Below are 26,771 nucleotides of genomic sequence, written 5' to 3' on the forward strand. Positions count from 1 at the left end.
CGGTTTTCGAGTGACATAACACTTAATATCGCCTTCTTTCGCCACCCGAGGTAACTGTGGACCCACAACCGTCAAGCTATCCGACTAAACCGAGCAGCATTCCCCACTTGGCTCTGCTGATCCCTATGCTCGCCGCCATTGTCGCGATCACGCCGCTCGCGATCGACATGTATTTGCCCGCTATGGCAACACTTGCCCAGAGTTTTCATACCGAGATCACCCTAGTCCAACAATCCTTGAGTGTTTACCTAGGAGGCTATGCCCTCGGCATGCTGTGTTTTGGCCCCCTTGCCGACCGTATTGGCCGTCGCCCTTTGGTAATAATGGGCCTCTCAGGCTTTATGTTAGTCAGCCTATTGCTCGGCTTAGCCGAACAGATTGAAGTGTTTTTGGGCCTGCGCTTTTTACAAGCCTTTATCGGCGCCGCGGCCACTGTGGTTGTCCCTGGGTATATCAAAGAAGTCTATGGTGAAAACACGGCTAAAGGCATGTCTTATGTCAGTTTAATCATGATGTTAGCGCCATTATTAGCCCCAAGCATCGGTAGCCTTATCCTTGAGCTTGGTGAATGGCATTTGATCTTCTTTATCCAATCGGCCTATGCCATGTTGTTGCTGTTGTTGGTCATTACGCTGCTGAGAATGCCCAGCGATAAAGATCAGAGTAGCCGGAGTCAAAAATCCTTTTTAGGGGCTTATGCGACGGTGTTTTCACGTCCCGGCGTTAAATTAAATATTGCCAGCGGTGTACTCACCTCCTTTGCGTTTTTCTGTTATTTAACCGCATCGCCCTTTGTCTATATGGAGGTTTTTTCCTTAGATAAATCCTTATTTGCCCTACTCTTTAGTACCAATGTGGGCGCGCTGATGCTGGCAAATATTATCAATACCCGAATTGTGGGCCGCTATGGCTCGTTAAGAATGCTGCACGTATCGACCTTTTTCGGTGCGTTGGCGGCGGTCGGTTTACTGGGGGTGAATTTACTGGGGCTCAGTTATCACTTCACCGTGTTGATGCTTATCCCACTTATGGGCAGTCTTGGTATCATGTCGGTCAACGCCGATGCCATTGTTCTGATGAAATTTAAGCAGGAAACGGGCACGGCCACCGCGGTGATTGGCACCTTACGATTTGGCTGCGGCGCCTTAGCCGGGCCATTACTCGCGCTGTTTTATAATGGCACCGCAGTGCCCTTCTCGGCATTAATGCTGACGGCGGTATTGTTGGTAGGATTCTGTCAATTTAACCGTTCGACTCATCAAGCTAAGCCGAAGGAGTGATGGCATCTTCATGCCACCTAAACCAAGCAATTATGGTTTACATCACTTTTGTAGTTGATTTGTAACAAATTAAGCGTTCTCTAAATAAACGGCACTTAGGTAATATATAGTACCTTGGGTGCCGTTTTTCATTGCAAATCAGCTAACCCATTCTAATTAAAGTAATTAAATAAAATGACCCCACACAAAAACTCCCGTTTCATGAGGGTTTATCGCGCCTAAACATGAAATTGTTTCAAGTTGGTTATTTTTTACATAAAAGCCTTGAAATGTGTTCTTTTTTGAATATGATGAAATTCTGTTCATTGCAACAGCTGCTGCATCCAAAGGGATGAGCGCTTGAAATCGATGATTTCAAGCTCAGCAATCGGAGTCTGAATTACCCTTCAGGCTTATTTTTAGAGCGATTACCGTCGCTGTAACAAGATACTGTTTACCGTAACGGTACTATGCAATAGGAGTTTCACATGGAGAAGTTATCCGGCGCCAGCATGATTGTGCGATCCCTTATCGATGAAGGTGTAAAGCACATATTTGGTTATCCTGGCGGCTCAGTGTTAGATATCTACGACGCCCTGCACCTTATCCCCGGTATTGAACATATTCTGGTTCGTCACGAACAAGCCGCCGTGCATATGGCCGATGGTTATGCCCGCGCCACGGGTAAAGTGGGCGTGGTACTCGTGACCTCAGGCCCAGGTGCCACCAATGCCATTACCGGCATCGCCACCGCCTATATGGATTCAATTCCATTAGTGGTGTTATCTGGCCAAGTGCCGAGCAATTTAATCGGTAACGATGCGTTCCAAGAATGCGACATGATTGGGATTTCACGCCCAGTCGTCAAACACAGCTTTTTAGTACAAGATCCCACTCAAATTCCTGAGATCATTAAAAAAGCATTTTATATTGCTTCCACAGGTCGCCCCGGCCCCGTGGTTGTCGACTTGCCAAAGAATTGCCTCAATCCAGCATTACTGCACGACTATATTTACCCCGAGAGCATTAAAATGCGCTCCTATAATCCAACGACATCGGGCCATAAGGGTCAAATTCGCCGTGGATTGCAGGCATTGCTCGCCGCGAAAAAACCTGTGCTTTATGTGGGTGGCGGCGCCATTATCTCAAGCAGTGAAAAGCAGATCTTAGCCCTAGCGGAAAAGTTAAATATCCCCGTTGTCAGCACCTTGATGGGGCTTGGCGCCTTCCCTGGCACCCATAAAAACAGCTTAGGAATGCTGGGGATGCACGGTCGTTATGAAGCCAACATGACCATGCATAACTGCGATCTTATCTTCGGGATTGGTGTGCGTTTCGATGATAGAACCACCAACAACATCGAAAAATACTGCCCTAATGCCACCATCTTACATATTGATATCGACCCTTCATCGATTTCAAAAACCGTACGAGTGGATATCCCCATCGTTGGCTCTGCCGATATCGTATTAGACAGCATGCTAGCCCTGCTCGAGGAGTCGAAGGAGAGCAACGATAGCGAGGCAATTAATCAATGGTGGCAAGAAATCACTGTGTGGCGTAACCGCAACTGCTTGGCATACGATAAGGAAAGCAACCGGATAAAACCACAGCAAGTAATTGAAACCCTTTACAAACTCACTAATGGTGAGGCCTATGTCGCCTCGGATGTAGGCCAGCATCAAATGTTTGCCGCGCTCTATTATCCCTTTGATAAACCTCGTCATTGGATTAACTCCGGTGGCCTTGGCACCATGGGCTTTGGCTTACCCGCTGCTATGGGAGTCAAAATGGCAATGCCGGACGAAACCGTTGTGTGCGTCACGGGCGATGGTTCGATTCAGATGAATATTCAAGAGCTTTCAACCGCCCTGCAATACGATACGCCGGTTAAAATTATCAACTTAAACAACCGTTTCCTTGGCATGGTGAAACAGTGGCAGGATATGATCTACTCGGGTCGCCATTCCCATTCCTATATGGATTCGGTCCCCAACTTTGCCAAAATTGCCGAAGCCTATGGCCATGTTGGCATGACGATTAGCGATCCTGCTGAGCTTGAGTCTAAGATGGCCGAAGCCCTTACCATGAAAGACAGACTGGTATTTATCGACATTATGGTGGATGAGACTGAGCACGTGTATCCCATGCTTATCCGCGGCGGCGCGATGAATGAAATGTGGTTAAGCAAAACGGAGAAATGCTAATGCGTCGAATTATATCTGTATTACTCGAAAACCAATCCGGCGCCCTATCCCGTGTTGTCGGCCTGTTTTCCCAGCGCGGTTACAACATCGAAAGTTTAACTGTGGCACCAACTGATGATAACACCTTATCGCGCCTAAACATTACCGTGGTGGCCGACGAGAAAGTACTAGAGCAAATCGAGAAACAGCTGCATAAGTTAGTCGATGTGCTTAAGGTGTCGAATGTCACCGAATCGGCTTATATCGAGCGGGAGTTGGCACTGGTTAAAGTCCGCGCCCAAGGAGAATTACGGGAAGAAATTAAGCGCACCGCCGATATCTTCCGTGGGCAAATTGTCGATGTCACCGCCAATCTCTACACCATTCAATTGGTGGGCACGACCGAGAAACTCGATGCCTTTATTCACTCCATGGGTGAAGTGACCAAGGTAGTTGAAGTGTCACGCTCGGGCGTTGTGGGTCTGGCCCGCGGCGAGAAAGCGATGAGAGCATAGTGCTGATATCCCCATTAACCCTATGTGAGCTTGCCATCGCAAGGCTTTGACATAGACCACATGGGATTTTAATTGGTGCAATAACAAGAAGGGGAGCATTAAGCTCCCCTTCTTTATCCGTGCGATTCAGGATTAGGATTGACCATCTAATAGGCGCGAAGTGGTGATTTCGATCTTGCGTGGTTTTAATGCTTCAGGGATTTCACGCACTAAATCAATGTTCAATAAACCATTCTCTAAACTGGCACCCAATACGGTCACATAATCCGCCAGTTGGAAGGTACGTTCAAACCCGCGCTCGGCAATACCTTGGTATAGGTATTTACGCTCGGTTTGGCTCTCGGCTTTATTGCCTTTAACCAGTAATTTCTCACCTTCACTACTGATCTCAAGCTCTTCCATCGAGAACCCGGCCACGGCCATAGTAATGCGATAACGATTTTCGCCAAGGAGTTCAATGTTATATGGAGGATAACCTGAGTTGCCATTATTCGCGGCAGCATGTTCTGCCATCTGGGCTAAACGATCAAAACCAATAGCACTACGGTAAAGAGGAGTTAAATCATAAGTACGCATATTCATATCCTTGTCTTAAGCAATATGGGAAAGTGGCGAACGTTTTTCAATTGAAAACGCATTTATCTCGCCTAAATTAACTTCTGTCCTAGCGGCACAGAATCGATTGGGATCCTCATCGAGCGATCCTGCAATAGATATAAGGATAGGAAAGCGGATTTCAAGTAAGGTTTTTAAAATTTTTTAAAAACTGAATAAAAATAACCTGTTACTAGGGCTACTAGCATTAAACTCTTTGTCTTTGCCGTAGTTAGCAAAATGCCGGCAATAAAAAAGGAGCCCTTAGGCTCCCTTCTTCGGTCTCGCACTCAGATTAACGAGTACGTGGACACAGTTCTTCAGCACTGAAGAAGTAAGCAATTTCACGTGCTGCTGATTCTAAAGAATCAGAACCGTGAGCTGCGTTTTCGTCGATGCTTTGAGCGAAATCAGCACGAATAGTACCTGGAGCCGCTTGAGCTGGGTTAGTTGCACCTAAAATTTCGCGGTGAGCTAAAACAGCGTTTTCGCCTTCTAATACTTGAACCATGATTGGGCCAGAAGTCATGAAAGCAACCAGAGCACCGAAGAAGCCACGCTCGCTATGCTCAGCATAGAAACCTTCAGCTTGTTCTTTAGTCAGGTGTAACATTTTAGCTGCAACGATCTTCAGACCAGCAGTTTCAAAACGGTTGTAGATTGCACCGATGTGGTTTTTAGCAACTGCATCAGGCTTAATGATAGAAAATGTGCGTTCGATCGCCATAACAAGCTTCCTTTGTCAGCAAGTTTGAAAAATTCGCGCGGATTATACGAAATTTAAAAAACAAATCCTATCTTTAAAGCAAATAAGTCTGAGATATTGCGCACATTGGCTGGATTTGTAACCAGATTGATCACACAAAAACGCCAGACCTGTCATTCGACTGGACTGGCGAAAGGATAACAACACAACTAAATTGGCATATTTACCAAAGACTCAGGGGTTATTTTTTATTTTTTGCCCAAATGCTCGCCCACGCAATCAAGGCGACCAAAATAATGGCAGGGGCTAAATCGAGCAAATGATGGAAGATACCAACACCACCATGACCAGGATGAGCCCATGCCAAGGCGGGTAACAGTGTGAATAACAAAGCAAACAAAAGTTTCATGTGAACATCCTTGCGTAGCCAGAATAACATTAAGCGCTTAACCACTTAACTGATACATAACAAGGTACGTCATTCACTTAAAATGAATTTGATGCCGATCAAACTCCTACAAAAATCCCCTTTAAGAGATCACTAAACGTGACAATTGTCACGTAAGTGCGCTTTTTGCGGGACAAGATGCCCCATCAGGGCGATGGTTATTTCTCTTCAATCCAGCATTGCTGAATGGCTTCTAATATCCGCTCATTACAATGCTTAGGATCGTCATCAAAATCATCGAGGGCTAATACCCACTCATATAACTGAGTAAAATGCAGCTTGTGGGGGTCAACCTCAGAATGCTTCTCCAGCAATTCTAAGGCGATATCTAATGAGTCAATCCACTTTAACGACATCCGCTCCCCCTTGTGCCATCTGCAGCTAAACCTTGCTCTCCTGAGTGTAGCTTAAGAACGCGTTAACTCTACGCTTGAGTGGGCTTTTTTGCCTTGAGGGCGTTCTTTTCAACAAACTCGATAATGGCACCAGCAACATCTTTTGCGGTGGCGCCTTCAATCCCTTCAAGACCTGGCGAGGAGTTCACTTCCATCACCACAGGGCCATGATTTGAACGCAGTAAATCGACACCCGCCACATTGAGGCCCATGGTTTTGGCTGCACGAATTGCGACTGAACGCTCTTCGGGGGTCAGTTTAACTAAACTTGCGGTGCCGCCACGGTGTAGGTTTGAACGAAATTCCCCAGGCATGGCTTGGCGTTTCATCGCCGCAATCACTTTATCGCCCAGTACAAAGCAGCGAATGTCGGCGCCATTGGCTTCTTTAATGTATTCCTGCACCATGATGTTGGCTTTCAATCCCATAAAAGCTTCAATCACGCTCTCAGCCGCTTTGCGAGTTTCGGCTAATACCACCCCAATGCCCTGCGTGCCCTCAAGCAACTTGATCACTAACGGCGCGCCGCCCACCATGTCGATAAGATCTGGAATATCGCTCGGCTTATTGGCAAAGCCGGTGATCGGCAAGCCGATACCACGGCGTGACATCAACTGCATCGAACGTAACTTATCGCGGGAGCGCGAAATGCCGACGGAATCATTGAGCGCATACACGCCCATCATCTCAAACTGGCGCAGCACAGCTGAGCCATAAAAAGTAATAGATGCACCAATACGCGGGATCACCGCATCAAAAGGCGGCAATTCTTCCCCACCAATATGGATGCTCGACTGACGCATATTGATGTTCATATAGCATTCGAGCGGATTGATCACTTTGACTTCGTGACCACGTAATGTCGCAGCCTCAACGAGTCGCTTTGTGGAATATAGCTCAGGCCCTTGCGATAGGATCGCGATTCTCATTTTGGTCTCCGACAACCATTTCATTTTGAGCGCATCATACGCTCGGATTAGGATAAATCAATCATGGCAATTATTGCTTGCGCAAATGCTGGGCGCCAGAAGCCAAAAACCAGTCACATGGACTGGTTTTTGACGATATCATCGCATCGGGTTGATTAACCTTCGCTCACCATATTCACAGTGTACTTCGGAATTTCAATCACCAGATCGCTATCGACAACTTTGGCTTGGCAAGACAAGCGGCTCTCAGGCTCAAGTCCCCATGCCTTATCGAGCATATCATCTTCAAGCTCATCGCTTGGCTCTAACTCATCAAAACCTTCACGCACGATGCAATGGCATGTGGTGCAGGCACAGGATTTTTCACAGGCATGCTCAATATTGATGCCGTTACGCAGCGCCACATCGAGAATCGTTTCACCTACTTTGGCTTCCAACACTGCGCCATCGGGACATAACTCAGCATGGGGAAGAAAGACTAACTGGGGCATCACATCACCTATATGTTGTCAATTGACTGACCCTTAAAGGCCACTCGAATAGAATTGTCCATACGCTTCGCGGCGAAATCCTGAGTATGTTCATCGAGGACTTCAATCGCTTGCTTAATCGCATCGGCATCATCACCACGGGCAATTTCGGCAAGCTGCGCCATGACCGAATCAATCTGCTGACGCTCATCGCTTGTCAGCAGGTCGCCATCTTTTGCAAGCGCCGCATTTAACGACTCAAGTACCCTTGCAGCCTCCACTTGCTGCTCGGCCAGCATACGACGACTAATGTCTTCCTTCGCATGCTTCATCGAGTCCTTGAGCATAGTCGCGATTTCGGTATCCGATAAACCAAACGAAGGCTTGACCTGAATGCTCGATTGCACGCCAGTGGATTTCTCCATCGCGGTAACGCTAAGCAACCCATCGGCATCGACTTGGAAGGTCACACGAATATGGGCAGCGCCCGCCGCTAACGGGGGAATACCTTTAAGCGTAAAGCGTGCGAGTGAGCGACAATCATCGACTAACTCACGCTCGCCCTGCACCACATGGAAGGCCATCGCCGTTTGACCATCCTTAAAGGTGGTAAACTCTTGGGCGCGGGCCACTGGAATCGTGGTGTTACGAGAAACCACTTTCTCCACTAAACCGCCCATGGTCTCAATCCCTAATGACAAAGGGATCACATCGAGCAGTAATAATTCAGACTCGGGTTTGTTACCGACCAGAATATCGGCCTGAATCGCCGCGCCAATCGCAACGACACGATCTGGGTCGATAGAGGTTAATGGCGCCTTACCGAAAAAGGCTTCAACCTGTTCACGCACTAATGGCACGCGGGTTGAACCACCCACCATCACGGTTTCTAACACTTCATCAGCCGTTACGCCCGCATCACGTAGGGTGCGACGACAGCTGGCGATGGTTTTCTTCACTAATACGCTGATTAAGTTATCAAACTCAGCTTTGGTCACGACTTGCTTGAGCACAGTGCCATCGGCAAGTCTCAGGCTCGCTTCGACGTCACTCGCATCGGTTAAGGCTTCTTTCACACGGCGCGCTTCAATCAATAACTGACGGCTTAGCTGCGGATCAAGGTTCGTCAATTGCCACACTTGCTGCATATGCGCCTGCAACAAATGGTCAAAGTCATCGCCGCCCAGCGCCGAATCGCCGCCCGTGGCCAGCACTTCAAAAACGCCGCGATTTAAACGCAGAATAGAGATATCAAAGGTACCGCCGCCGAGATCGTAAATCGCGATCACACCTTCTTGCTTAGAATCTAACCCGTAGGCGATTGCCGCTGCGGTAGGCTCGTTTAGCAGGCGCAATACTTTAACACCGAGCAAAGACGCGGCATCTTTAGTCCCTTGACGCTGCGCATCATCGAAATACGCCGGCACTGTGATCACAACACCCTGTAACTCACCACCAAGGGTTTTCTCGGCGCGTTCAACCAGAGGACGTAAAATCTCCGCTGACACTTGCACCGGATTCACTTGCCCTTGAGGCGTAACAAACAGCGGTAAACCGTTTTCACTGGCTTCAAACTGGTATGGGAAAGCTTGCTCACCAGATTGAATATCCGTGAGGCTGCGGCCCATAAAGCGTTTGACCGATACGATAGTGTTTTTAGGATCCTGCGCAGAACTTAACGCCGCGACTTGACCCACTTCAATGCCATCTTGGGTATAACGGACGATAGAAGGTAAAGAATGCTGGCCATTTTCATCGGGTAAGGTCGCCGTTACGCCGCTGCGAACCGCGGCCACGAGGGAATTAGTGGTACCTAAATCGATGCCAACGGCAAGTCTATGTTGGTGCGGCGCGGCGCTTTGTCCGGGCTCTGCAATCTGCAAAAGGGCCATATGTATCCAACTTAGTAGCGCCGACTCAGACCCGTCTGAATCGGCTAAATAACTGCAATAGGGAAAATTAATCGAGCAGCGCGTCTTCGATACGCGTCAGCTCGTCGTGTAATTTTGCCATAAATTTAAGCTTGCGTACTTGATCTGCCGCCAACAAGGCATCTTCTTCGCTGTCACTGCTTAGCTGTGCGGTAAGCAATTTCGTCAGCTTTGTCCGGTAGGCCGCGAAAGAATCGTATAACTCATTAATGCTTTCTTGAGGATCGGCGCTATCGCGTATGTCTTCTAACGCCTCGCGCCATTCCATCTGCTGCATCAAAAATGCAGTGTCTTTCACTGTAGTGGTTTCGTGGCTTAAATCGATACCACGTAGCGACAGCATATGCTCGGCACGGCGGATAGGATCTTTTAGGGTTTGATATCCGTCATTCACTTGCGCAGTGCGTTGCACCGACAATAAGCGTTGTTGCTCGGTATCGTTGGCAAACTTATCGGGATGCACCGCCCGTTGCAGTTCGCGGTAGCGTTCTGCAAGCACAGCGGTGTCAATATCGAAGGCAGGGGAAAACTTAAACAGCTCGAAATAATTCATGCGTCAATTCAGCAATTAAACAGTGAAACTCTCACCGCAACCGCACTCACCTTTTGCGTTAGGATTGTTAAATTGGAAACCTTCGTTCAGGCCTTCTTTAACAAAATCCAACTCAATGCCCTGTAGATAGATGAAGCTTTTCGCATCGATAATGATTTTTACACCATCAATATCATACACTTCATCGTCATCATTCAGCGCATCAACAAACTCAAGCACATAAGCCATACCGGAACAGCCAGAGGTCTTTAAGCCGAGGCGCAGGCCGATGCCCTTGCCTCGATTTGCTAAGAAAGATCTGACACGCTCAGTTGCCGCTGGGGTCATTGTAATCGCCATCTTAACTCCAGATGTTACTTAGCTTGTTTCGATTTGTACTCGTCGATCGCCGCTTTAATGGCATCTTCTGCCAAAATGGAACAGTGGATTTTCACTGGTGGCAAGGCTAATTCTTCAGCGATATCGGTGTTTTTGATGGCCGCCGCTTGCTCGATAGTCTTGCCTTTTACCCACTCGGTTACCAGTGAGCTAGACGCAATCGCGCTGCCACAACCGTAGGTTTTGAACTTAGCGTCTTCGATGATGCCGTCTGCGCCGATTTTCAGCTGTAACTTCATCACGTCACCACAGGCAGGTGCTCCCACCATACCGGTCACGACCGAAGGATCGTTCTTGTCGAAAGAACCAACGTTACGTGGGTTCTCATAATGATCTATCACTTTTTCACTGTAAGCCATGGTACTGCTCCAAAATTATCTATTGTAAATGGTCGAATTAATGATGTGCCCACTGCACCTGATTCAGGTCGATGCCATCTTTGAACATCTCCCACAATGGAGACATTTCTCTTAATTTATCAATAGATTGTGTAATAGTTTCGATAGCGTGGTCGATTTCTTCTTCGGTGGTAAAACGACCGATTGAGAAACGAATTGAGCTATGCGCCATTTCATCATTTAAACCGAGCGCACGTAACACGTAGCTTGGCTCGAGACTGGCTGACGTACAGGCAGAACCCGATGAAACCGCTAAATCTTTTAATGCCATCATCAGCGACTCACCTTCAACATAGTTGAAGCTGACGTTCAAGCTACCACTCACACGGTGAGTCATGTCGCCGTTTACATACGTCTCTTCGATGTGCTTGATGCCATTCCATAACTTGTCACGCAGCTTAGCGATACGGGCGTTGTCCGTTGCCATTTCGGCTTTTGCAATCGCCGCCGCTTCACCTAAACCGACGATTTGGTGAGTCGCCAGAGTACCACTGCGCATACCACGCTCATGACCACCGCCGTGCATTTGCGCTTCTAAGCGAATACGCGGCTTACGGCGAACGTACAGAGCACCAATCCCTTTTGGACCATACATTTTGTGGCCAGAGATAGAGATCAGATCGACCTTAGTCGTTTGTACATCGATAGGTAATTTGCCCGCGCTTTGTGCAGCATCCATATGGAAGATAATGCCTTTTGAGCGGCATAACTCGCCGATGGCATCCACATCATGGATCACACCTATTTCGTTATTCACATGCATGATGCTGACAAGAATGGTGTCGTCGCGCATCGCCGCTTCTAAACGTTCCATCGGAATGATGCCGTTGGCATCTGGCTCTAAGTAAGTGACTTCAAAGCCTTCACGTTCAAGCTGACGGCAGGTATCGAGTACTGCTTTATGTTCAGTCTTGCTGGTGATGATGTGCTTGCCTTTCTTATTGTAGAAATGCGCTACGCCTTTGATCGCCAGGTTGTTTGATTCGGTTGCACCTGAGGTAAACACGATTTCACGGTGATCGGCATTGATCAGATCAGCCACTTGGCTGCGAGCCACATCCACCGCTTCTTCCGCTTGCCAGCCATAACGGTGAGAACGTGATGCTGGGTTACCGAAGATGCCATCCATCGTCATGTATTGGAACATTTTTTCCGCGACTCGCGGATCAACTGGCGTGGTGGCGGCATAATCTAAATAGATAGGAAGCTTCATAACACACTCCGTACTTAGCAGTCTCTGCCGAGGCTACATACAACGTACAAAAATAATTTTTATCGTATAACAAAAAGCCTATAAGCTGACTCTTTGCTCCTTTTGCATAGTGTCTTGCTTAAGCGAGATAAACTGCACATCTCGTTTCTGCATTAAGCCAGCAAGACTGATACCATCTAAAAAATCTGAAATTTGTTTGCTTAAATCGCCCCAGAGCGAGTGCGTTAAGCAGCGAGTTCCACTCTGGCAATTGCCTAATCCTTGACAACGAGTCGCGTCGACAGACTCGTCCACGGCATGGACAACCATGCCAACAGAAATATCATTAGCTTCGAGGCCTAAGCGATAACCACCACCAGGACCACGGACACTGGCCACTAGGCCATGTTTACGTAACTTTGCGAAGAGTTGTTCCAGATAGGAAAGCGAAATCCCTTGCCTTTCAGAGATATCCGCTAAGGGAACCGGTCCCGAAGCCGAGTGGATGGCCACATCGAGCATTGCGGTTACTGCATAACGACCTTTAGATGTAAGTTTCATAACTACCATAGCTCCCAAACAGGTATGGGGTTATTTCAACATACCCGAGTATTTCAGTCAAGTATAAAACCTAGTAAAACACTCAAGTATATAAGCGTGCAGTGAACCAATACCCTTTCATCTTGGTGGGGTATTTAACCTTTTTCTGCCCTAAGATTCAATGCTAAAGGGGCAATTAATCGTCCTAATCGCCCCCATATCGGGATCTAACGCACTCTCTTGGAACGAAAGCTCGCCACCTAGGCCCACTCTGCTTAAAAACCGCGCAACCACAGTGGAAATTGAACTGCAATCATCGGTGGCAAAGCGTGTGAATTAATATCTACACGCCACTGCGCCACACGCCTCAGTTAAATGCTGGGGTCAAACTCATCGAGCGCACTCTGGCGCTTATCTGCGGCGGCTTTTTCGGCGTCGTTAAACTCACCCACATTCAGCTCTGGCAATCTTTCAGTACATACATCGCCACCTAAACGCTGAATGGCTTGACACAATTCCTGCACTTTTGAATCCATTAAATGCATATGGTCCAGCATTTGACCGATAGCGTTCGCGACAGGGTCCGGATTATCGGGAGACACAGCATACGCGTCGAAGCCATATTTCTTGGCCATGGCGCTGCGACGCTCAGACTTCTCTTTCGATTGTGGCGAAGGTGTGGCCACTACGCGCCCAGGGATCCCGACCACAGTCGTATCCTTAGGCACATCTTTCACCACCACAGAGTTAGAGCCGACACGCGCCCCATCATGCATAGTGATAGGACCTAAAATCTTAGCCCCTGCGCCCACAACCACGTTATTGCCGAGCGTTGGATGGCGTTTACCCGCCTGCCAAGTGGTGCCGCCGAGGGTTACGCCGTGATACAAAGTACAATCATCGCCAATCTCGGCGGTTTCACCGATCACCACGCCCATACCATGGTCGATAAAGAAACGATCGCCAATGGTGGCCCCCGGATGGATCTCCACTCCCGTCAGCCAGCGCGAAAAAGTCGATAAACAACGGGCCATTAAGCGCCAATCACGCTTCCATAACTTATGGCTTATCCTATGCAGCCAAATGGCGTGCATGCCAGGATAGTTGACCAAGATCTCAAAGGCGCTGCGCGCCGCGGGATCACGGTGATATATAGATTCAATGTCTTCTTTTAGCCTAGCTATCACACCCATGCTTCAATCCTTCGCGATTAGCGTTATATGCCAAATGTGCTTTGGCTATTTTTGTTTGTTACCCACCACTTTATCTATCGAGGTTAGAATGCCTCGAAGAATATTCATCTCTTGGCTTTCGATACGTGCACGGCTGAACAGACGACGTAACTTAGTCATCACTTGGCCGGGGTGGTTTTTAATAATAAAACCTGTCGATGATAAGGTGCTTTCTAAGTGCACAAAGAAACGCTCGAGATCGGCAGAAAGCGGATACTCTTCCTCCACTTGAGGCGCCTCTGTTTGCGCTAAGTGTGCCACACGCGTCTCATAACAAATGATCTGCACTGCTTGCGCTAAATTCAATGAGCTGTATTCAGGGTTAGCAGGAATAGCCACATGATAAGTACATTGCTGTAATTCTTCATTGGTCAAACCATGGTTTTCACGGCCAAAGACAATGGCGACAGGTCCTGATAAGCCCTCAGTGACCAGCTTTTGCCCCGCTTCACGGGGTTCGAGCATTGGCCAATCTAAGGTACGACTGCGAGCACTGGTGGCAATCACTAAACTGCAATCGGCGATGGCCTCTTCTAAGGAATCCACTTTCACCAAATGCTTTAAGATGTCAGATGCACCAGCCGCCAAGGCGATGGATTGACCATCCACTTCACATCTTGGTTCGGCAAGATACAGGGTCGATAACCCCATGGTCTTCATCGCTCTGGCGGTCGAGCCAATATTGCCGGGGTGCGATGTCCCCACTAAAATCACACGAATATTACTTAGCATGAAACGACTTAATTTAATTCACAAAACACAGGGAGCGAATACTATCACAGGCGTGCGTGAATGCTTATATGAAAATCGGTATTTGATATAACATTCAAATCGAGTATAATGCCGCCCGCTATTTTTAACGTTCTTTAACATCCAGGGGATTGCAATGCATCCGATGCTGACGATTGCTGTTCGCGCTGCCCGCGCGGCCGGCCAAACTATTATGCGCGCCTACACTGAACTTGACCGAGTTGAAGTCAGTGCTAAAGGTGTCAACGATTTTGTTACCAGTGTAGATAAGGAAGCAGAAGCCGCCATTACCTATCAAATTCGCAAATCTTACCCTGATCACACAATCGTGGGTGAAGAAAAAGGCGAAAACCGTGGCGAAAACAAAGACTATGTATGGATAGTCGATCCTCTGGATGGCACTAACAACTTCGTTAGAGGCATTCCCCACTTCGCAGTTTCTATCGCACTGCAACACAAAGGCAAAACTGAAGTTGCCGTTGTGTACGATCCTGTTCGTGAAGAATTATTTACCGCTATCCGTGGTAAAGGCGCCAAATTAAACGATTTCCGTATCCGCGTAACCAACGTGACTGAACTGGCTCCAACCATTATCGGTACAGGTTTCCCATTCAAAGCCCGTCAACACACCGAAAGCTACATGGCAATCTTTGGCGAAGTATTCGGTCAGTGTTCTGACTTACGCCGCGCAGGTTCTGCCGCATTAGACTTAGCCTATGTGGCTGCAGGCCGTTTAGACGGTTTCTTCGAAATCGGTTTAAAGCCATGGGATATCGCCGCTGGCGACTTAATCTGTCGCGAAGCGGGTGGCACAGTCACCGATTTCACTGGCGGTCATAACTACCTGATCTCTGGCAACATCGTTGCGGGTTCGCCAAAAGTGACCACAGAATTAGTGAAAACCATGCGTCCTTTGCTGAACGAAGGTTTAAAGCGTTAATCACGCCCTTCCAAGCGTAACGCATATTAAAAAGGCCAGTGAATTCACTGGCCTTTTTGTTTGCTGCTTTCGTTATTCTGTTTTCGCTATTCCGCTTTAGCTAATGTCAGCTCAAAGACTTTCTATCTACCCGCCAATGCTTGCGCAGGGCCAATCTGGCTCGCCTTCCACGCGGGATACAGGGTTGCGATAAGACTCATCACAAACGCCGTGGCAATCACTAAACCAGCATCCGTCATATGTAGCTCTGACGGCAGGAAATCCACAAAATACACATCGGCCGACAGGAGTTGAATTCCGAGCAGTTGCTCAATACCACGGGCAATACCACTGAGATTCACCGCGGTCGCAATCCCTATCACACCGCCAAGGGCACAACCTACAAGACCATTTAACGCGCCTTGCACCATAAAAATCCCCATCACTGAGAGACGGCTTAACCCCATGGTCATCAGAATGGCGATTTCACTGGCTTTATCCCGTACCGCCATCACTAGCGTTGAGACAATATTGAAACAGGCCACACCAATCACTAACACCAAAACGAGATACATAATGGTGCGAACCAATTGAATATCTTGGTATAAATGCCCTTGGGTACGCGTCCAATCACTGATATAAACGGACTGGTTTAAGGCATAACCCAACTCACGAATTTTCGCTGGCGCATCAAACACCTGCGCCACACTGATCCGCACCCCAGTGACACCTTGATGTAAATTTAGGATATTCGCCGCATAGCGCATCGGAATATACGCCGTGGTTAACTCAAGCTCGCCGCCTAAACGGTACACACCCGACACCACAAAACGATGGCTCTTGGCTGCCCGTAAACTGCCGACATGTTCAGGGTCAAGATCTTGCACATACAAAGCGAGGGTATCGCCGACCTCGAGGCCTAACTTTTTCAGCAGACTCTCGCCAAGGACGATGTGATTGTCATCCTCGCTCAAGCCTTGCCAAGTCTCTTTCGACATAAATTGCGAGAGGGTCGAGACTTTTGCCTCTTGCTCAGGGTCGATTCCTACAACGGCAAGCCCCTGAAAACCACCGGGCTTTTGCACTAATCCTTGCATCCTAATAAAAGGTGCAGCCGCCGTAATGCCTTCAATCTGCATGGCGGTTTGCTCAACCGCGCGCCAGTCGGCAATCGGCTCATTCACGCCAACCACATCGGCTTGGGAAATCACACCTAACAGACGCTGCTCTAACTCACGCTCAAAGCCATTCATGGCTGAGAGCACCACAATCAGTACTGCAACCCCTAACGCGATGCCCGCGGTCGATGCAAAGGAGATAAAACTAATAAAACTATTGGATTGGCGCGCACGATAAAAACGCCAGCCAATGGAGAGGGCTAATGGTCCTTTCATTGGGCATGTTCCGCAACTGCTTGCAGATAACCATTCTTCATGGTGAGTTGTCTGTCCATCCGCGCTGCTAATTTAGGATCGTGAGTCACCACCACAAACGCCGTTCCGAGTTGATTGGCTAATTCGCGGATCAGCTCATAGACCGCCTCGCCGCTCTTGGCATCGAGGTTTCCCGTCGGTTCATCGGCTAGTACGAGTTTGGGTTTATTGATCAGCGCCCGGGCAATGGCCACCCGTTGACGCTCGCCACCCGAAAGCTCGGCGGGAATATGGCTCATTCTGTGCCCAAGCCCAACTCTCTCGAGCAACACTTTAGCATCGGCCTGAGCCTGAGCGCGGTCTCTGCCTTGAATAAACGCTGGCATAGCCACGTTTTCCAGCGCACTAAATTCAGGCAAAAGGTGATGAAACTGATAGATAAAACCTAAATCTTGGTTGCGGATCTGCGCCTGACGGGCACTGCTCACCTGATATAAATCCTCACCCGCTAACAATACTTTGCCGGCAGAGGGTTGATCTAAGGTGCCCATAATATGCAGCAGCGTACTCTTGCCCGAGCCAGAGGTACCGACAATTGCCAGTTGCTCGCCCTTAAATACCTGTAAATCCACCTCAGACAACACCTGAGTGGTCACATCGCCATCGTGATAACTCTTACTCACCGCCTGCACTTGCAGTAACACGTCTTGCATTGAGATTCTCGCTATTGATTCTAAATGACATGGATAAACCCCATGTCCAAACACGTCTCTCATCATGGGAGCGACGTTGTAATTTGTTACATCGCAGCTATTCGTAACGCAGCGCCGTGGCAGGTTGCACCCGCGCCGCTCGCAATGCGGGGTAAAGGGTCGCCACTAAGGTCACGACTAAGGTGCCGACAATAATCATCGACAATTGCCCCAGTTCTAATTTAACCGGCAACACTTGCCCTGTGCCTAAAATGGAAATCCCTAGGGTCGCCATAATGCCATTCAAATTAAGGGTGAGCAGAATACCGACCACCAGCCCCAGCACTAAACCTAATACCGCATTCAATAAACCTTGCACCACAAAAATGCCCATCACCGCCGAGGTACGTAAGCCTTGGGTTTTGAGTACCGCCACGTCGGTGGTTTTATCCACCACCATCATCACCAGCGCTGACACTATATTAAACGCCGCTACGGCCACAATGAGGCTCAGCATTAGCGACATCATGTTTTTTTCCATCTTCACGGCACTAAACAGATGACCATAGGTGTCGCGCCAGTCACTGGTCGTCGCCTCAATACCCTGCTGAGTCAGAACCCGCTTTACGTCCTTAGCCAATGCGGGTGCCATAAAAGGATCGCTCAAATACAGTCTTAACTGATTGATTTCATAGCTCGGTTGACGCATTAAACGTTTGGCATCTTGGTAATGAATATAGGCAACGCCCGCATCCACCTGTGAGCCCATCTCAAACACGGCGGACACTAAAAACTTGCGTTGGCTAGGGACTGGGCCGAGCGGCGAATACACCACACCATCGCCACTTAACAGACGCACAGTATCACCCGGGTTCACCTTTAATTGGCGGGCAAGCTCGCTGCCTAAAATGACCTTATATTGGCCACTGGTTAACTCGTTGAATGCGCCAGAATAAGTATGCTGCGCCACCATAGAGAATTTTTCGGCAAGCTCAGGAAACACCCCAAAGACTTGCACGGCGCGGATATTCGCCGCCGATTGCACCATGGCTTGAGTCGACACGCTAGGCGTCACGCCCTGCACGCCCGGTAAGGTTTTGAGTTTGTCCGCTGGAATGGTCCAATCGCTCAGGGGCGCCTCAGTCACCACAGTCAATTGCGGTACGGCGCCCAAAATGCGCTGCTTTAATTGCCCTTCGAGGCCATTCATCACCGAACTGACCACGATTAAGGCCGCTACCCCTAAAAAAATGCCCGAAACGGCAAATAAGGTGATAAAAGAAGCAAAGGCGTTTGCTTTTCTGGCCCGCCAATAACGGTAACCAACGTAGAGAGGAAATCGAAGATCCATTGAAAGAGGGCTGCGTCCTGTGTGCTGAACTTGCTAAATCATAAAGATGGGCACGATAATAGGGGTTTAGGTCCTATAAATAAAGAGGCAAGCCTTGTTCACTGACACCAATCCGTATTTTAGTGTGCCTCATCCCTTCACCGCTTACTTAAGCCTCTGGGACGAAAACCAGCCACTACCCAGTGAAATGGCTTTAAGATCAATGCAATCCCTAGGGATCCAGCTGCTGAGCGAAGTCAAAGCACTCGAGGCCAGTTGCCTGCTGCAACTGCGGCATTTAGACAACGAAGCCAAGGTGGTGGTGGACTTTCTCAAGCTCCAATCCCGCAAGGTCGATTTAGTCCTGCAGCATGTGCTCGAAAAAGAAGTGCAAGAGGGCGATAAATTTAGCGGTTGTCAGTTCGGTGGCAGCGGCATTCGCCTAATGAGCAATGAGGCCCTCCCCCTTGGCCGCCAATATAAGGTGACCTTATTTATCCACGAAGAATTGGTCGCCATTTTATGTTTTGCCAAGGTCACGGCCTGCTTAGTTTCGCAGGAAGGCCAATCCGATGCGCAAGTACAGAGCCCCAACGCCGCATTGCCCTATCTCGTTGACCTCGAGTTTAGTCAAATACTGGATGCAGATGTCGAGCAACTGGTCAAAGCGAGCCTCAATGTGCAACAAAAACAACTTAAACTGCGTAAACTTGCCCGTGACGAGCGTCAATAAAGGCTAGCGTTTTTGCTGGCACCCTAGCGCCCAAGTCACTACAATGAACGCAACTTATTGTGAATGAATCAGTTTATCCCACGCCAATGACACAAATTTCAGCCCTAACACCGCCCGTTGTCAAAAATGGAACTCAAATGCAAACCCTGTCGTGTCTCGCCGGGGTTGGTCAAGCTGTTACCCTCGCCAGCCTAGTTCGCCAACACAAGGGCACAACACTGATTGTGACCAGTGATACGCCGACGGCATTGAGTATCGAGTTAGAGCTCAACTACTTGTTGGCTAAAAGCGCTATTAAGGTGCGACTGTTCCCTGACCGTGAAACCCTGCCCTACGACAGTTTTTCGCCCCATCAGGATTTGATTTCCCAACGTTTAGAGACCCTGTCGCAAATCACCCATGCTGAGCACAGCGTAGTGATTGTGCCGGTGACAACGCTGATGATGCGCTTACCGCCAAAATCCTATTTAAGCTCCAATGTGTTTGTGCTTAAAAAAGGCGATAAATATCAGCTCCATGATGTGCGCCAACAGTTAACCGACACGGGTTATCACTTGGTCGAACAGGTTTACGAACATGGTGAGTTTGCTATTCGTGGCTCGATTCTCGATATCTTCCCCACCGGCGTGAATATGCCGCTGCGTATCGAACTGTTCGATGATGAAGTCGAGACCATTCGCCATTTCGATCCTGAAACCCAGCGCTCATCCACTCCAGTCGATGCGGTGCGCCTATTACCTGCTAAGGAATTCCCTACCGACAGCAGCGCCATTGAAGGTTTTAGGCAACGTTATCGCCGCCGCTTTGAGGTCATAGTCAAAGAGCCTGAATCAGTTTATCAACTGGTGAGCCGCAATTTGATGCCCGCTGGCATTGAGAACTATCTGCCCCTGTTTTTCGATGAGGTCGCGACACTGTTCGATTACCTGCCGAAGGACACTCAGTTAGTCACCCTAGGCGATATCGAAAAGTCCGCCCGCGCACATTTGCAAGAGGTGGAAACCCGTTATGAAGACAGACGGGTCGACCCATTGCGGCCACTGTTGGCACCCAAAGAGCTGTATTTACTGATAGAAGAATTATTTGCCGCCTTTAAGCCGCTGCCTCGTTATCAGTTTATTGCGCCGCAACCCGATGCAGTCGCTGGCGCAGTACAGATTGATACCAATGTGTTGCCCGAGGTAAGCGCTAATCACAAGTTAAAGCAGCCACTGATTGCGCTGCAAGATTACGCCGAGCATGCGCCGCGTATGTTGTTTAGTGCCGAATCGGAAGGCCGCCGCGAAGCCTTGCTCGAACTCTTAGGTAAAATCCAGCTAAAACCGGCGTTATTCGGCCATTTCGATGAATTTATTCAAAGTGATGCCAAACTTGGCTTGATTGTATCTCCCCTCTCCCGTGGTTGTTTACTCGGGCTAGGAAAGCAAACCGCTGTCAGCATCATCTGCGAAACCGAACTCTTTGGTCATCGCATCTCCCAGCAGCGCCGCCGCGAAAAACAACGCCAGATCAGCAACGATACCCTGATCAAAAACTTAGCCGAGCTCAAAGTCGGTCAGCCGATTGTCCACTTAGAGCACGGGGTGGCGCTGTATCAAGGCTTAGTCACCTTAGATACCGGCGGATTAGTGGCCGAATACCTACAGCTGGAATACTCGGGCGGCGATAAACTCTATGTGCCCGTGTCCAACCTGCACATGATCAGCCGCTACAGCGTCGGCGCCGATGGTGAGGCTCACCTCAATAAACTCGGTAACGACACTTGGGCTAAGGCAAAGAACAAAGCGATTGAGAAAATCCGCGATGTGGCTGCCGAGCTGCTCGATGTCTACGCTCGCCGTCAAGCACGCCCAGGTGAGAGCTGCGACATCAACGATGAAGAGTATGCGCAATTTGCCCAAGGTTTCCCCTTTGAAGAAACCGTCGATCAGGAAAGCGCGATTCATTCCGTACTTGCCGATATGCAATCCCCCGTCGCCATGGACCGCCTCGTCTGCGGTGACGTGGGCTTTGGTAAGACTGAAGTCGCGATGCGCGCCGCCTTTGTGGCGGTGAATGCGGGTAAACAGGTGGTGGTGCTGGTGCCTACCACGCTACTCGCCCAGCAGCACTACGAAAACTTTAAAGACAGATTTGCCGACTGGCCCGTGGTGATTGAGGTGATGTCACGCTTTAGAACCGCCAAAGAGCAGACCCAAGTGCTGAAGCTGCTCGAAGAAGGCAAAGTTGATATCGTCATTGGCACCCATAAGCTGCTGCAATCCGAGGCAAAGTTTGAAAACTTAGGCCTGCTTATCATCGATGAAGAACACAGATTCGGCGTAAGACAAAAAGAGAAAATCAAGGCGCTGCGCGCCAACGTGGATATTTTGACCCTCACAGCCACTCCGATCCCCCGCACCTTAAACATGGCGATGTCGGGGATGCGCGACTTATCAATTATTGCGACTCCTCCCGCTAAACGCTTGGCGGTGAAGACCTTTGTGCGCGAATCCGATCCCGCCACCGTGCGTGAGGCCATACTGCGTGAAATTCTCCGTGGTGGCCAAGTGTATTATTTGCACAACAATGTCGAAACCATTGAGAAATGCGCCCAAGATATTAGTACCCTGCTACCCGAAGCGCGGGTGGTGGTGGCCCATGGTCAAATGCGTGAGCGGGATCTTGAGCGGGTGATGTCGGACTTTTATCACCAAAGATTCAACGTGTTAGTCTGTACCACTATTATAGAAACCGGTATCGACGTCCCGAGTGCGAATACGATTATTATCGAACGTGCCGACACCTTCGGCTTAGCCCAGTTGCACCAACTGCGTGGCCGCGTCGGACGCTCTCACCATCAAGCCTATGCGTATTTGATGACGCCGCATCCTAAACGCATGACCAGTGATGCCCGCAAACGCCTCGAAGCCATCGACGCCCTCGAGGATTTAGGCGCTGGCTTTATGCTCGCTACCCAAGACTTAGAAATCCGCGGCGCGGGTGAGCTATTGGGCGATGAGCAGAGCGGTCATATTTCTAAAATCGGCTTTAGTCTCTACATGGAAATGTTGGAGTCGGCGGTCAAGGCGCTCAAACAGGGGAAAGAGCCATCGCTGGCGCAAATGCTCAATCAGCAATGCGAGATGGAGCTAAGAATTCCTGCGCTATTGCCGGAAGACTATGTCGGTGATGTGAATATTCGTCTGTCACTCTATAAGCGCATCGCCAGTTGTGACAGTGAAGAAGCCTTAGATGAACTCAAGGTTGAGCTTATCGACCGCTTCGGTCTGCTGCCCGAGGCCACCAAAAACCTGATGGAAATGACGTTATATAAACATCAGGCAACTCGGCTGGGCGCGACTAAAATTGAGGTACATGCCAAGGGCGGCAGCATCGAATTTAGTGATGATCATGTGATTGATCCCGGCTTTATCATCGGATTACTGCAAAGTCAGCCACAAATCTATCGAATGGATGGGCCGAATAAGTTAAAGTTCATCCTCAATGCCGAAACGGCAAAAGATAGGCTCGCTTTGGTCAAACTCTTGCTCGAACAACTATCGCAACATCGTCTTGGAGATAAATAGTGTTACGTCAACTCGCGGTCTCTATCGCTACACTTATTGCACTTTCACACAGTTCACTTGCCCGTGCTGAAGCTTGGTTCGAGGTCGAAGTCTATATTTTTGAACGCCAAAGTCAGTCGACTGAACAATGGCCGATGGCGCCAATTGAGACTAAAACCAACCGCGCTATCGATCTGATCTCACCGGTTGTGGGTCAAGCTGTGCTCTCCATGAGCAATGAATCCGCGCCCTGCACCTTAGTGTATGACGCCGATGCTAATAGCCATTGCGCTGAAAACACCAGCACAGGTACGAATACGGACGCCACTCCCGAGATGAGTAACGGCGGTACTTTAGCCATTTCAGGCCCAAGCACTACAAGCTCAAATGCGGTGACCAGCTATCGCTACCCGAGTGTGATCCCATCGGAAATCGGCAGTGGTAGCCAAGCCTATGCGTCTCAAGGCAGTGGCCCAGTATTACTCGCCAGCAGCCAAGGCCAATTTGCAAGCATCATCAACAGCCTATCGAGAGAACGTGGTAACCGCAGCTTACTGCATATGACATGGCAACAACCTATGATGGGGAAGAGTGGCTCAGTGCCCATTCGCCTGTTTGCGGGTAAAGATTATTCCGCCAGTTATCACTTCGATGGTCGTCAAATTGTGCAGCAAGCTATGGCAAGCGCTATGCAAGGTGCTAACGGCACGACTGGAATGATGACTGAAACATCTGCGCCACTACTGCCCTCTCCCGTGTGGCAACTCGATGGCACGCTCAATATTTATCTTAGCCATTATCTGTATATCGAAACCGCGCTCAATTTGCGTAAAGAAGGCCGCAAATTAATGCCTGTGGCAGCCGATGAAGCGAGCATGAACACAGCAACAAGTACTGCCGCAGCCCCCGCAAAAGTGATGACGCCTTATTTAATGTCTATTCCGTTGGAGCAAAATCGTCGAGTGAAAAGTGATGAGATCCATTATCTCGATCATCCCGAAATGGGCATGGTGATCCAAATCCGTAAGATGGCGCAACCTAACGCTTAAAACCTATTAGCCCTAATCGAATAAAAAGCGGTCATGCAATGCATACCGCTTTTTTATTGCCTAAGGGGTGAACAGCCATTCAGGTGACGCCGAAAAGCGTAAAAAAAATTAGCGTACTATCGAGAAATCCAAATAAATATCATCACCTTGGTCTTCATTCACCGTCACCCTCAGTCCATCGGTACAAGGTACTCCAACCTCACACCAGGCGATAAGACTATCCACCGCAGGATCATTGCCCTGGGCAAGAATTTCAACACTGCCATCGGCGCAGTTAGTCACATAACCTGTGACACCAAGCGTGCGAGCCTTTGTTAGGGTCGCATGTCTGCAGCCCACGCCCTGCACTTTTCCCGTTAATTGAATAAGCACCCGTTTCATTGCGCCTCCCCTGTAAGGTGAGCCTTGTTATTAGCATGCGGTTGTTATCATGCGGCTATTATCATGCGTCTTTGCGTCGCTCACGTAAAAACGATTCCAGCCTAAGCATAGCCGAGTTTTCAGCTGCGATAAGGGAGAGTTTTGCTAAGTAATGGATTTAAGAGTAAAAAAGCAAGTATAAAAAAACAGCTAACGAGACCGCTGTTAGCTGTGTCGGGCGACATACGCAAAAGGTTATCCATGAATGGACAAATTGGCATAAAAGTTTGTAGCATTTTGTAACAAACTATTAAGAGGGGCTACTTTACACAATTCATGATTAATTTCAACAAAATGATAGATAAAGCCATACAAATAGAGTGTATTTAATGCTTTTTGCTGAAATAACCAGCTAAACCAGACACATATACCGTTGAGCATTCTAAATAACAGCATAACTTCATCTGAGTCTGGCTTCACTCATACAAGGTAACCAAACACCAACAGCTTGAAAATAGGATGCTTCTTGAAGGGGAAAACATGAACAGAGGCAAAGCGCTTATCGCCAGAATATTCCGCGATAAGCCTCTTTAACGAAAAGATAAGCGAATAACGATTTAACTCAACTTAAAGGCTTTTATCTTAGGTAAATGGGCGGCTAACTGCGGGAATTTATGGGCCTGCGTCTCATCCCATTCGATGGTGTAATAAGGCTTAAGCGCCTCGGCAGTAGCCTCACTGTCGAGCACTTCATCCACACGAGACAAAATACACATGGCTCTGTGGGTATTCTTCAACCTGAATTCAGAGACACACTTATTGGCGATATCGGCATACTCTTCCGGGCGGTCAATTTTCCCTTGCATCGTCTCTTCGGGATGAAGATTGGGATTGATTAACACTGACTTTAATCCGTTTAAAAAACCAATTCGCTCAGCCCAATATGCCCCTAAGCCGACCCCGACCATTAACGGTGCGGGATCGTCGCAATACTGCATTTGCTTGGCGACTTCTTTCAATAAATGCTGCATATCATGCTTGGGATGCAAAGTGCTGTAGCTGATAAGCCGCACATCTGGGTCAATAAACTGCAACTGACGCATTTTTTCGTGATTACCAGGGCTAGTTGCATCGAATCCATGAAGATAAAAAATCATATTGAGACCTTTTAACAATCTGCCAAACACGGCGCATGCTACTAACCCTAGCAAATATTCATTGCAGAACCTTGCGCTACATCAAACTTTTGCCTGTTGTGCGAGCTGGATTTGCTCAGCCAGCTGCTTGGCATTTTCCCAACGGCTAGCATTTTCTAGTGCGATAGCTGTCTGCGCCGCATTGGGTTTGAGTAAACTCGCCGGATGTTGTGGCGCCGAGGCGGGCCATACAAAGCCATTTAACAGTGACATAACGCCCGGATTATCGTTACAGACCAAAATCATATCGCAACCCGCATCCAAGGCAGCTTGAGCGCGACCTAAATAATCCCCTGCAAAGGAAGCGCCCTTCATCCCCAGATCGTCGGAGAAAATTACCCCGTTAAAGCCCAGCTCTTTGCGTAGGATCTGTTTTAACCAGTAGCTTGAAAAGCCCGCAGGATTAGGGTCAACCTTAGGGTAAATGACATGGGCTGGCATAATGCCCGATAATTTACCCATAGCAATCAAATCTTTAAACGGCAAAATATCTTGATTAAAAATCGCCTCAGCTTCACGCTCATCGATAGGTTGCGCAATATGGGAGTCCGCCGCCACGCTACCATGACCGGGGAAATGTTTACCCACAGCGCCCATGCCCGCCTCGGCCATACCCTCAATAAAACTCTGCGCTAATGCAATCACTTCCTCGGGCTTTGCACTAAAACTACGTTTACCGATCACTTGGCTAATGCCGTTAAGATCGAGCACAGGTGCAAAACTTAAGTCGATGTCACAGGCGAGTAATTCGATGGCCATTAAAAAGCCTAATTCGCAGGCCCAACGTTTAGCGAGAACCATATCGCCCTTAGCCGCGGGTAAAATATCCCCCATGGCCGGGATCAGGGTAAATCCTTCACGGAAACGCTGTACTCGCCCGCCCTCATGGTCAACGGCAATCAAAATCTCGGGACGAATTTGGCGGATCTGTTGCACTAAGGCAATTAACTGCTCACGGCTGGAAAAATTGCGGGAAAACAGGATCAAACCACCCACCTGCGGATGGCGCAGCATCTCGGCTTCAGCTTCGCTAACGTCTAAAGACAGCAGATCCAACATTAGATAACTCATATTTCTCCCTAAAAATTCTTATTC

Annotated in this window: 27 protein-coding genes; 7 read left to right on the plus strand and 20 right to left on the minus strand. The window is 48.7% G+C overall.

Features of this window, described 5'->3' with window-relative positions; genetic code table 11:
- The first annotated feature begins 56 nt into the window (after positions 1-56).
- From CBX96_RS06660 to ilvN, 3 genes are all read left to right on the plus strand, one after another.
- Positions 57-1,280 (plus strand): multidrug effflux MFS transporter, encoded by a 1,224-nt coding sequence (locus tag CBX96_RS06660; RefSeq protein ID WP_109286144.1) that lies wholly within the window; start codon positions 57-59, stop codon positions 1,278-1,280.
- A gap of 467 nt (positions 1,281-1,747) precedes the next feature.
- Complete coding sequence (locus CBX96_RS06665) at positions 1,748-3,466, plus strand: acetolactate synthase 3 large subunit (RefSeq protein WP_109286145.1); 1,719 nt, start codon at positions 1,748-1,750, stop codon at positions 3,464-3,466.
- The gene (gene ilvN, locus CBX96_RS06670) at positions 3,466-3,960 is read left to right on the plus strand and encodes an acetolactate synthase small subunit (RefSeq protein ID WP_011622520.1); all 495 of its coding nucleotides are present in this window, start codon (positions 3,466-3,468) and stop codon (positions 3,958-3,960) included. The genes CBX96_RS06665 and ilvN overlap by 1 nt, the downstream gene beginning before the upstream one ends.
- Before the next feature lie 132 nt (positions 3,961-4,092).
- Here the strand turns inward: ilvN and CBX96_RS06675 are convergent, their stop codons facing one another.
- The 14 genes from CBX96_RS06675 to trmJ form a co-directional block, all read right to left on the minus strand.
- Positions 4,093-4,536 carry an Hsp20 family protein gene (locus tag CBX96_RS06675; RefSeq protein ID WP_011622519.1) on the minus strand — a complete coding sequence of 148 codons (444 nt, stop codon included), beginning with the start codon at positions 4,534-4,536 and terminating at the stop codon, positions 4,093-4,095.
- 313 nt (positions 4,537-4,849) lie between these two features.
- Positions 4,850-5,281 carry a nucleoside-diphosphate kinase gene (gene ndk, locus CBX96_RS06680; protein ID WP_011622518.1) on the minus strand — a complete coding sequence of 144 codons (432 nt, stop codon included), beginning with the start codon at positions 5,279-5,281 and terminating at the stop codon, positions 4,850-4,852.
- Between the two features lie 220 nt (positions 5,282-5,501).
- Positions 5,502-5,669, minus strand: a complete 168-nt coding sequence (locus CBX96_RS06685) for a hypothetical protein (protein WP_041408760.1) — start codon at positions 5,667-5,669, stop codon at positions 5,502-5,504.
- 197 nt (positions 5,670-5,866) lie between these two features.
- The gene (iscX, locus tag CBX96_RS06690; protein WP_011622517.1) at positions 5,867-6,064 is read right to left on the minus strand and encodes a Fe-S cluster assembly protein IscX; all 198 of its coding nucleotides are present in this window, start codon (positions 6,062-6,064) and stop codon (positions 5,867-5,869) included.
- Positions 6,065-6,132: 68 nt separating this feature from the next.
- On the minus strand, positions 6,133-7,032 hold the full coding sequence (gene rimK, locus CBX96_RS06695; protein ID WP_011622516.1) for a 30S ribosomal protein S6--L-glutamate ligase: 900 nt from the start codon (positions 7,030-7,032) through the stop codon (positions 6,133-6,135).
- A gap of 155 nt (positions 7,033-7,187) precedes the next feature.
- Positions 7,188-7,523 (minus strand): ISC system 2Fe-2S type ferredoxin, encoded by a 336-nt coding sequence (gene fdx / locus CBX96_RS06700; protein ID WP_011622515.1) that lies wholly within the window; start codon positions 7,521-7,523, stop codon positions 7,188-7,190.
- Positions 7,524-7,531: 8 nt separating this feature from the next.
- On the minus strand, positions 7,532-9,394 hold the full coding sequence (gene hscA / locus CBX96_RS06705) for a Fe-S protein assembly chaperone HscA (protein WP_109286146.1): 1,863 nt from the start codon (positions 9,392-9,394) through the stop codon (positions 7,532-7,534).
- Positions 9,395-9,461: 67 nt separating this feature from the next.
- On the minus strand, positions 9,462-9,986 hold the full coding sequence (gene hscB / locus CBX96_RS06710; protein WP_109286147.1) for a co-chaperone HscB: 525 nt from the start codon (positions 9,984-9,986) through the stop codon (positions 9,462-9,464).
- Positions 9,987-10,001: 15 nt separating this feature from the next.
- The gene (gene iscA / locus CBX96_RS06715; protein WP_011072278.1) at positions 10,002-10,325 is read right to left on the minus strand and encodes an iron-sulfur cluster assembly protein IscA; all 324 of its coding nucleotides are present in this window, start codon (positions 10,323-10,325) and stop codon (positions 10,002-10,004) included.
- A 14-nt stretch (positions 10,326-10,339) separates the two neighbouring features.
- A complete protein-coding gene (iscU, locus tag CBX96_RS06720; RefSeq protein ID WP_011072277.1) occupies positions 10,340-10,723 on the minus strand; it encodes a Fe-S cluster assembly scaffold IscU in 384 nt (127 codons plus the stop codon).
- A gap of 37 nt (positions 10,724-10,760) precedes the next feature.
- Positions 10,761-11,975: an IscS subfamily cysteine desulfurase gene (locus CBX96_RS06725; protein WP_086903271.1), complete on the minus strand. Its 1,215-nt coding sequence runs from the start codon at positions 11,973-11,975 to the stop codon at positions 10,761-10,763.
- 78 nt (positions 11,976-12,053) lie between these two features.
- Entirely contained in the window at positions 12,054-12,515 is a 462-nt protein-coding gene (gene iscR, locus CBX96_RS06730) for a Fe-S cluster assembly transcriptional regulator IscR (protein WP_006081858.1), read from the minus strand.
- A 350-nt stretch (positions 12,516-12,865) separates the two neighbouring features.
- Positions 12,866-13,687, minus strand: a complete 822-nt coding sequence (gene cysE, locus CBX96_RS06735; protein WP_011626050.1) for a serine O-acetyltransferase — start codon at positions 13,685-13,687, stop codon at positions 12,866-12,868.
- Positions 13,688-13,732: 45 nt separating this feature from the next.
- Positions 13,733-14,458, minus strand: coding sequence for a tRNA (cytosine(32)/uridine(32)-2'-O)-methyltransferase TrmJ (trmJ, locus tag CBX96_RS06740; protein ID WP_109286148.1), 726 nt, complete (start codon positions 14,456-14,458; stop codon positions 13,733-13,735).
- 154 nt (positions 14,459-14,612) lie between these two features.
- Here trmJ and suhB point away from each other — a divergent pair, with 154 nt between their 5' ends.
- Positions 14,613-15,416 carry an inositol-1-monophosphatase gene (gene suhB / locus CBX96_RS06745; RefSeq protein WP_011622509.1) on the plus strand — a complete coding sequence of 268 codons (804 nt, stop codon included), beginning with the start codon at positions 14,613-14,615 and terminating at the stop codon, positions 15,414-15,416.
- A gap of 122 nt (positions 15,417-15,538) precedes the next feature.
- Here suhB and lolE read toward each other — a convergent pair whose 3' ends face one another.
- From lolE to CBX96_RS06760, 3 genes are all read right to left on the minus strand, one after another.
- A complete protein-coding gene (gene lolE / locus CBX96_RS06750; protein ID WP_109286149.1) occupies positions 15,539-16,789 on the minus strand; it encodes a lipoprotein-releasing ABC transporter permease subunit LolE in 1,251 nt (416 codons plus the stop codon).
- Complete coding sequence (gene lolD, locus CBX96_RS06755) at positions 16,786-17,481, minus strand: lipoprotein-releasing ABC transporter ATP-binding protein LolD (protein WP_109286150.1); 696 nt, start codon at positions 17,479-17,481, stop codon at positions 16,786-16,788. The genes lolE and lolD overlap by 4 nt, the downstream gene beginning before the upstream one ends.
- Positions 17,482-17,578: 97 nt before the next feature.
- Positions 17,579-18,811 (minus strand): lipoprotein-releasing ABC transporter permease subunit, encoded by a 1,233-nt coding sequence (locus tag CBX96_RS06760; RefSeq protein ID WP_109286151.1) that lies wholly within the window; start codon positions 18,809-18,811, stop codon positions 17,579-17,581.
- 94 nt (positions 18,812-18,905) lie between these two features.
- Here CBX96_RS06760 and CBX96_RS06765 point away from each other — a divergent pair, with 94 nt between their 5' ends.
- The 3 genes from CBX96_RS06765 to CBX96_RS06775 all read left to right on the plus strand — a co-directional run bounded on the left by CBX96_RS06765 (position 18,906) and on the right by CBX96_RS06775 (position 24,120).
- Complete coding sequence (locus CBX96_RS06765; RefSeq protein WP_109286152.1) at positions 18,906-19,523, plus strand: hypothetical protein; 618 nt, start codon at positions 18,906-18,908, stop codon at positions 19,521-19,523.
- 86 nt (positions 19,524-19,609) lie between these two features.
- Positions 19,610-23,092 (plus strand): transcription-repair coupling factor, encoded by a 3,483-nt coding sequence (gene mfd / locus CBX96_RS06770; RefSeq protein WP_109286153.1) that lies wholly within the window; start codon positions 19,610-19,612, stop codon positions 23,090-23,092.
- Complete coding sequence (locus CBX96_RS06775; RefSeq protein WP_109286154.1) at positions 23,092-24,120, plus strand: peptidoglycan binding protein CsiV; 1,029 nt, start codon at positions 23,092-23,094, stop codon at positions 24,118-24,120. The genes mfd and CBX96_RS06775 overlap by 1 nt, the downstream gene beginning before the upstream one ends.
- Before the next feature lie 108 nt (positions 24,121-24,228).
- Here the strand turns inward: CBX96_RS06775 and CBX96_RS06780 are convergent, their stop codons facing one another.
- The 3 genes from CBX96_RS06780 to nagZ all read right to left on the minus strand — a co-directional run bounded on the left by CBX96_RS06780 (position 24,229) and on the right by nagZ (position 26,747).
- Positions 24,229-24,501, minus strand: a complete 273-nt coding sequence (locus tag CBX96_RS06780) for an acylphosphatase (RefSeq protein ID WP_109286155.1) — start codon at positions 24,499-24,501, stop codon at positions 24,229-24,231.
- Positions 24,502-25,097: 596 nt separating this feature from the next.
- The gene (gene ycfP / locus CBX96_RS06785) at positions 25,098-25,637 is read right to left on the minus strand and encodes an alpha/beta hydrolase YcfP (RefSeq protein ID WP_109286191.1); all 540 of its coding nucleotides are present in this window, start codon (positions 25,635-25,637) and stop codon (positions 25,098-25,100) included.
- Between the two features lie 81 nt (positions 25,638-25,718).
- Positions 25,719-26,747 carry a beta-N-acetylhexosaminidase gene (gene nagZ / locus CBX96_RS06790; protein ID WP_109286156.1) on the minus strand — a complete coding sequence of 343 codons (1,029 nt, stop codon included), beginning with the start codon at positions 26,745-26,747 and terminating at the stop codon, positions 25,719-25,721.
- Positions 26,748-26,771: the final 24 nt, after the last annotated feature.

Source organism: Shewanella sp. BC20, from assembly GCF_003129585.1.
GTDB classification, from domain to species: Bacteria; Pseudomonadota; Gammaproteobacteria; order Enterobacterales; family Shewanellaceae; genus Shewanella; species Shewanella seohaensis.

What these genes read in the sequence shown, in the direction of transcription:
- iscR (WP_006081858.1), bottom strand. Translation starts at nt 12,515, where the DNA reads ATGAAACTTACATCTAAAGGTCGTTATGCAGTAACCGCAATGCTCGAT.
- iscX (WP_011622517.1), bottom strand. Translation starts at nt 6,064, where the DNA reads ATGTCGTTAAAGTGGATTGACTCATTAGATATCGCCTTAGAATTGCTG.
- ndk (WP_011622518.1), bottom strand. Translation starts at nt 5,281, where the DNA reads ATGGCGATCGAACGCACATTTTCTATCATTAAGCCTGATGCAGTTGCT.
- lolD (WP_109286150.1), bottom strand. Translation starts at nt 17,481, where the DNA reads ATGCAAGACGTGTTACTGCAAGTGCAGGCGGTGAGTAAGAGTTATCAC.
- lolE (WP_109286149.1), bottom strand. Translation starts at nt 16,789, where the DNA reads ATGAAAGGACCATTAGCCCTCTCCATTGGCTGGCGTTTTTATCGTGCG.
- ilvN (WP_011622520.1), top strand. Translation starts at nt 3,466, where the DNA reads ATGCGTCGAATTATATCTGTATTACTCGAAAACCAATCCGGCGCCCTA.
- mfd (WP_109286153.1), top strand. Translation starts at nt 19,610, where the DNA reads ATGACACAAATTTCAGCCCTAACACCGCCCGTTGTCAAAAATGGAACT.
- fdx (WP_011622515.1), bottom strand. Translation starts at nt 7,523, where the DNA reads ATGCCCCAGTTAGTCTTTCTTCCCCATGCTGAGTTATGTCCCGATGGC.
- nagZ (WP_109286156.1), bottom strand. Translation starts at nt 26,747, where the DNA reads ATGAGTTATCTAATGTTGGATCTGCTGTCTTTAGACGTTAGCGAAGCT.
- CBX96_RS06665 (WP_109286145.1), top strand. Translation starts at nt 1,748, where the DNA reads ATGGAGAAGTTATCCGGCGCCAGCATGATTGTGCGATCCCTTATCGAT.
- hscA (WP_109286146.1), bottom strand. Translation starts at nt 9,394, where the DNA reads ATGGCCCTTTTGCAGATTGCAGAGCCCGGACAAAGCGCCGCGCCGCAC.
- hscB (WP_109286147.1), bottom strand. Translation starts at nt 9,986, where the DNA reads ATGAATTATTTCGAGCTGTTTAAGTTTTCCCCTGCCTTCGATATTGAC.
- CBX96_RS06675 (WP_011622519.1), bottom strand. Translation starts at nt 4,536, where the DNA reads ATGCGTACTTATGATTTAACTCCTCTTTACCGTAGTGCTATTGGTTTT.
- iscA (WP_011072278.1), bottom strand. Translation starts at nt 10,325, where the DNA reads ATGGCGATTACAATGACCCCAGCGGCAACTGAGCGTGTCAGATCTTTC.
- rimK (WP_011622516.1), bottom strand. Translation starts at nt 7,032, where the DNA reads ATGAGAATCGCGATCCTATCGCAAGGGCCTGAGCTATATTCCACAAAG.
- cysE (WP_011626050.1), bottom strand. Translation starts at nt 13,687, where the DNA reads ATGGGTGTGATAGCTAGGCTAAAAGAAGACATTGAATCTATATATCAC.
- suhB (WP_011622509.1), top strand. Translation starts at nt 14,613, where the DNA reads ATGCATCCGATGCTGACGATTGCTGTTCGCGCTGCCCGCGCGGCCGGC.
- CBX96_RS06685 (WP_041408760.1), bottom strand. Translation starts at nt 5,669, where the DNA reads ATGAAACTTTTGTTTGCTTTGTTATTCACACTGTTACCCGCCTTGGCA.
- CBX96_RS06780 (WP_109286155.1), bottom strand. Translation starts at nt 24,501, where the DNA reads ATGAAACGGGTGCTTATTCAATTAACGGGAAAAGTGCAGGGCGTGGGC.
- ycfP (WP_109286191.1), bottom strand. Translation starts at nt 25,637, where the DNA reads ATGATTTTTTATCTTCATGGATTCGATGCAACTAGCCCTGGTAATCAC.
- CBX96_RS06760 (WP_109286151.1), bottom strand. Translation starts at nt 18,811, where the DNA reads ATGGATCTTCGATTTCCTCTCTACGTTGGTTACCGTTATTGGCGGGCC.
- trmJ (WP_109286148.1), bottom strand. Translation starts at nt 14,458, where the DNA reads ATGCTAAGTAATATTCGTGTGATTTTAGTGGGGACATCGCACCCCGGC.
- iscU (WP_011072277.1), bottom strand. Translation starts at nt 10,723, where the DNA reads ATGGCTTACAGTGAAAAAGTGATAGATCATTATGAGAACCCACGTAAC.
- CBX96_RS06725 (WP_086903271.1), bottom strand. Translation starts at nt 11,975, where the DNA reads ATGAAGCTTCCTATCTATTTAGATTATGCCGCCACCACGCCAGTTGAT.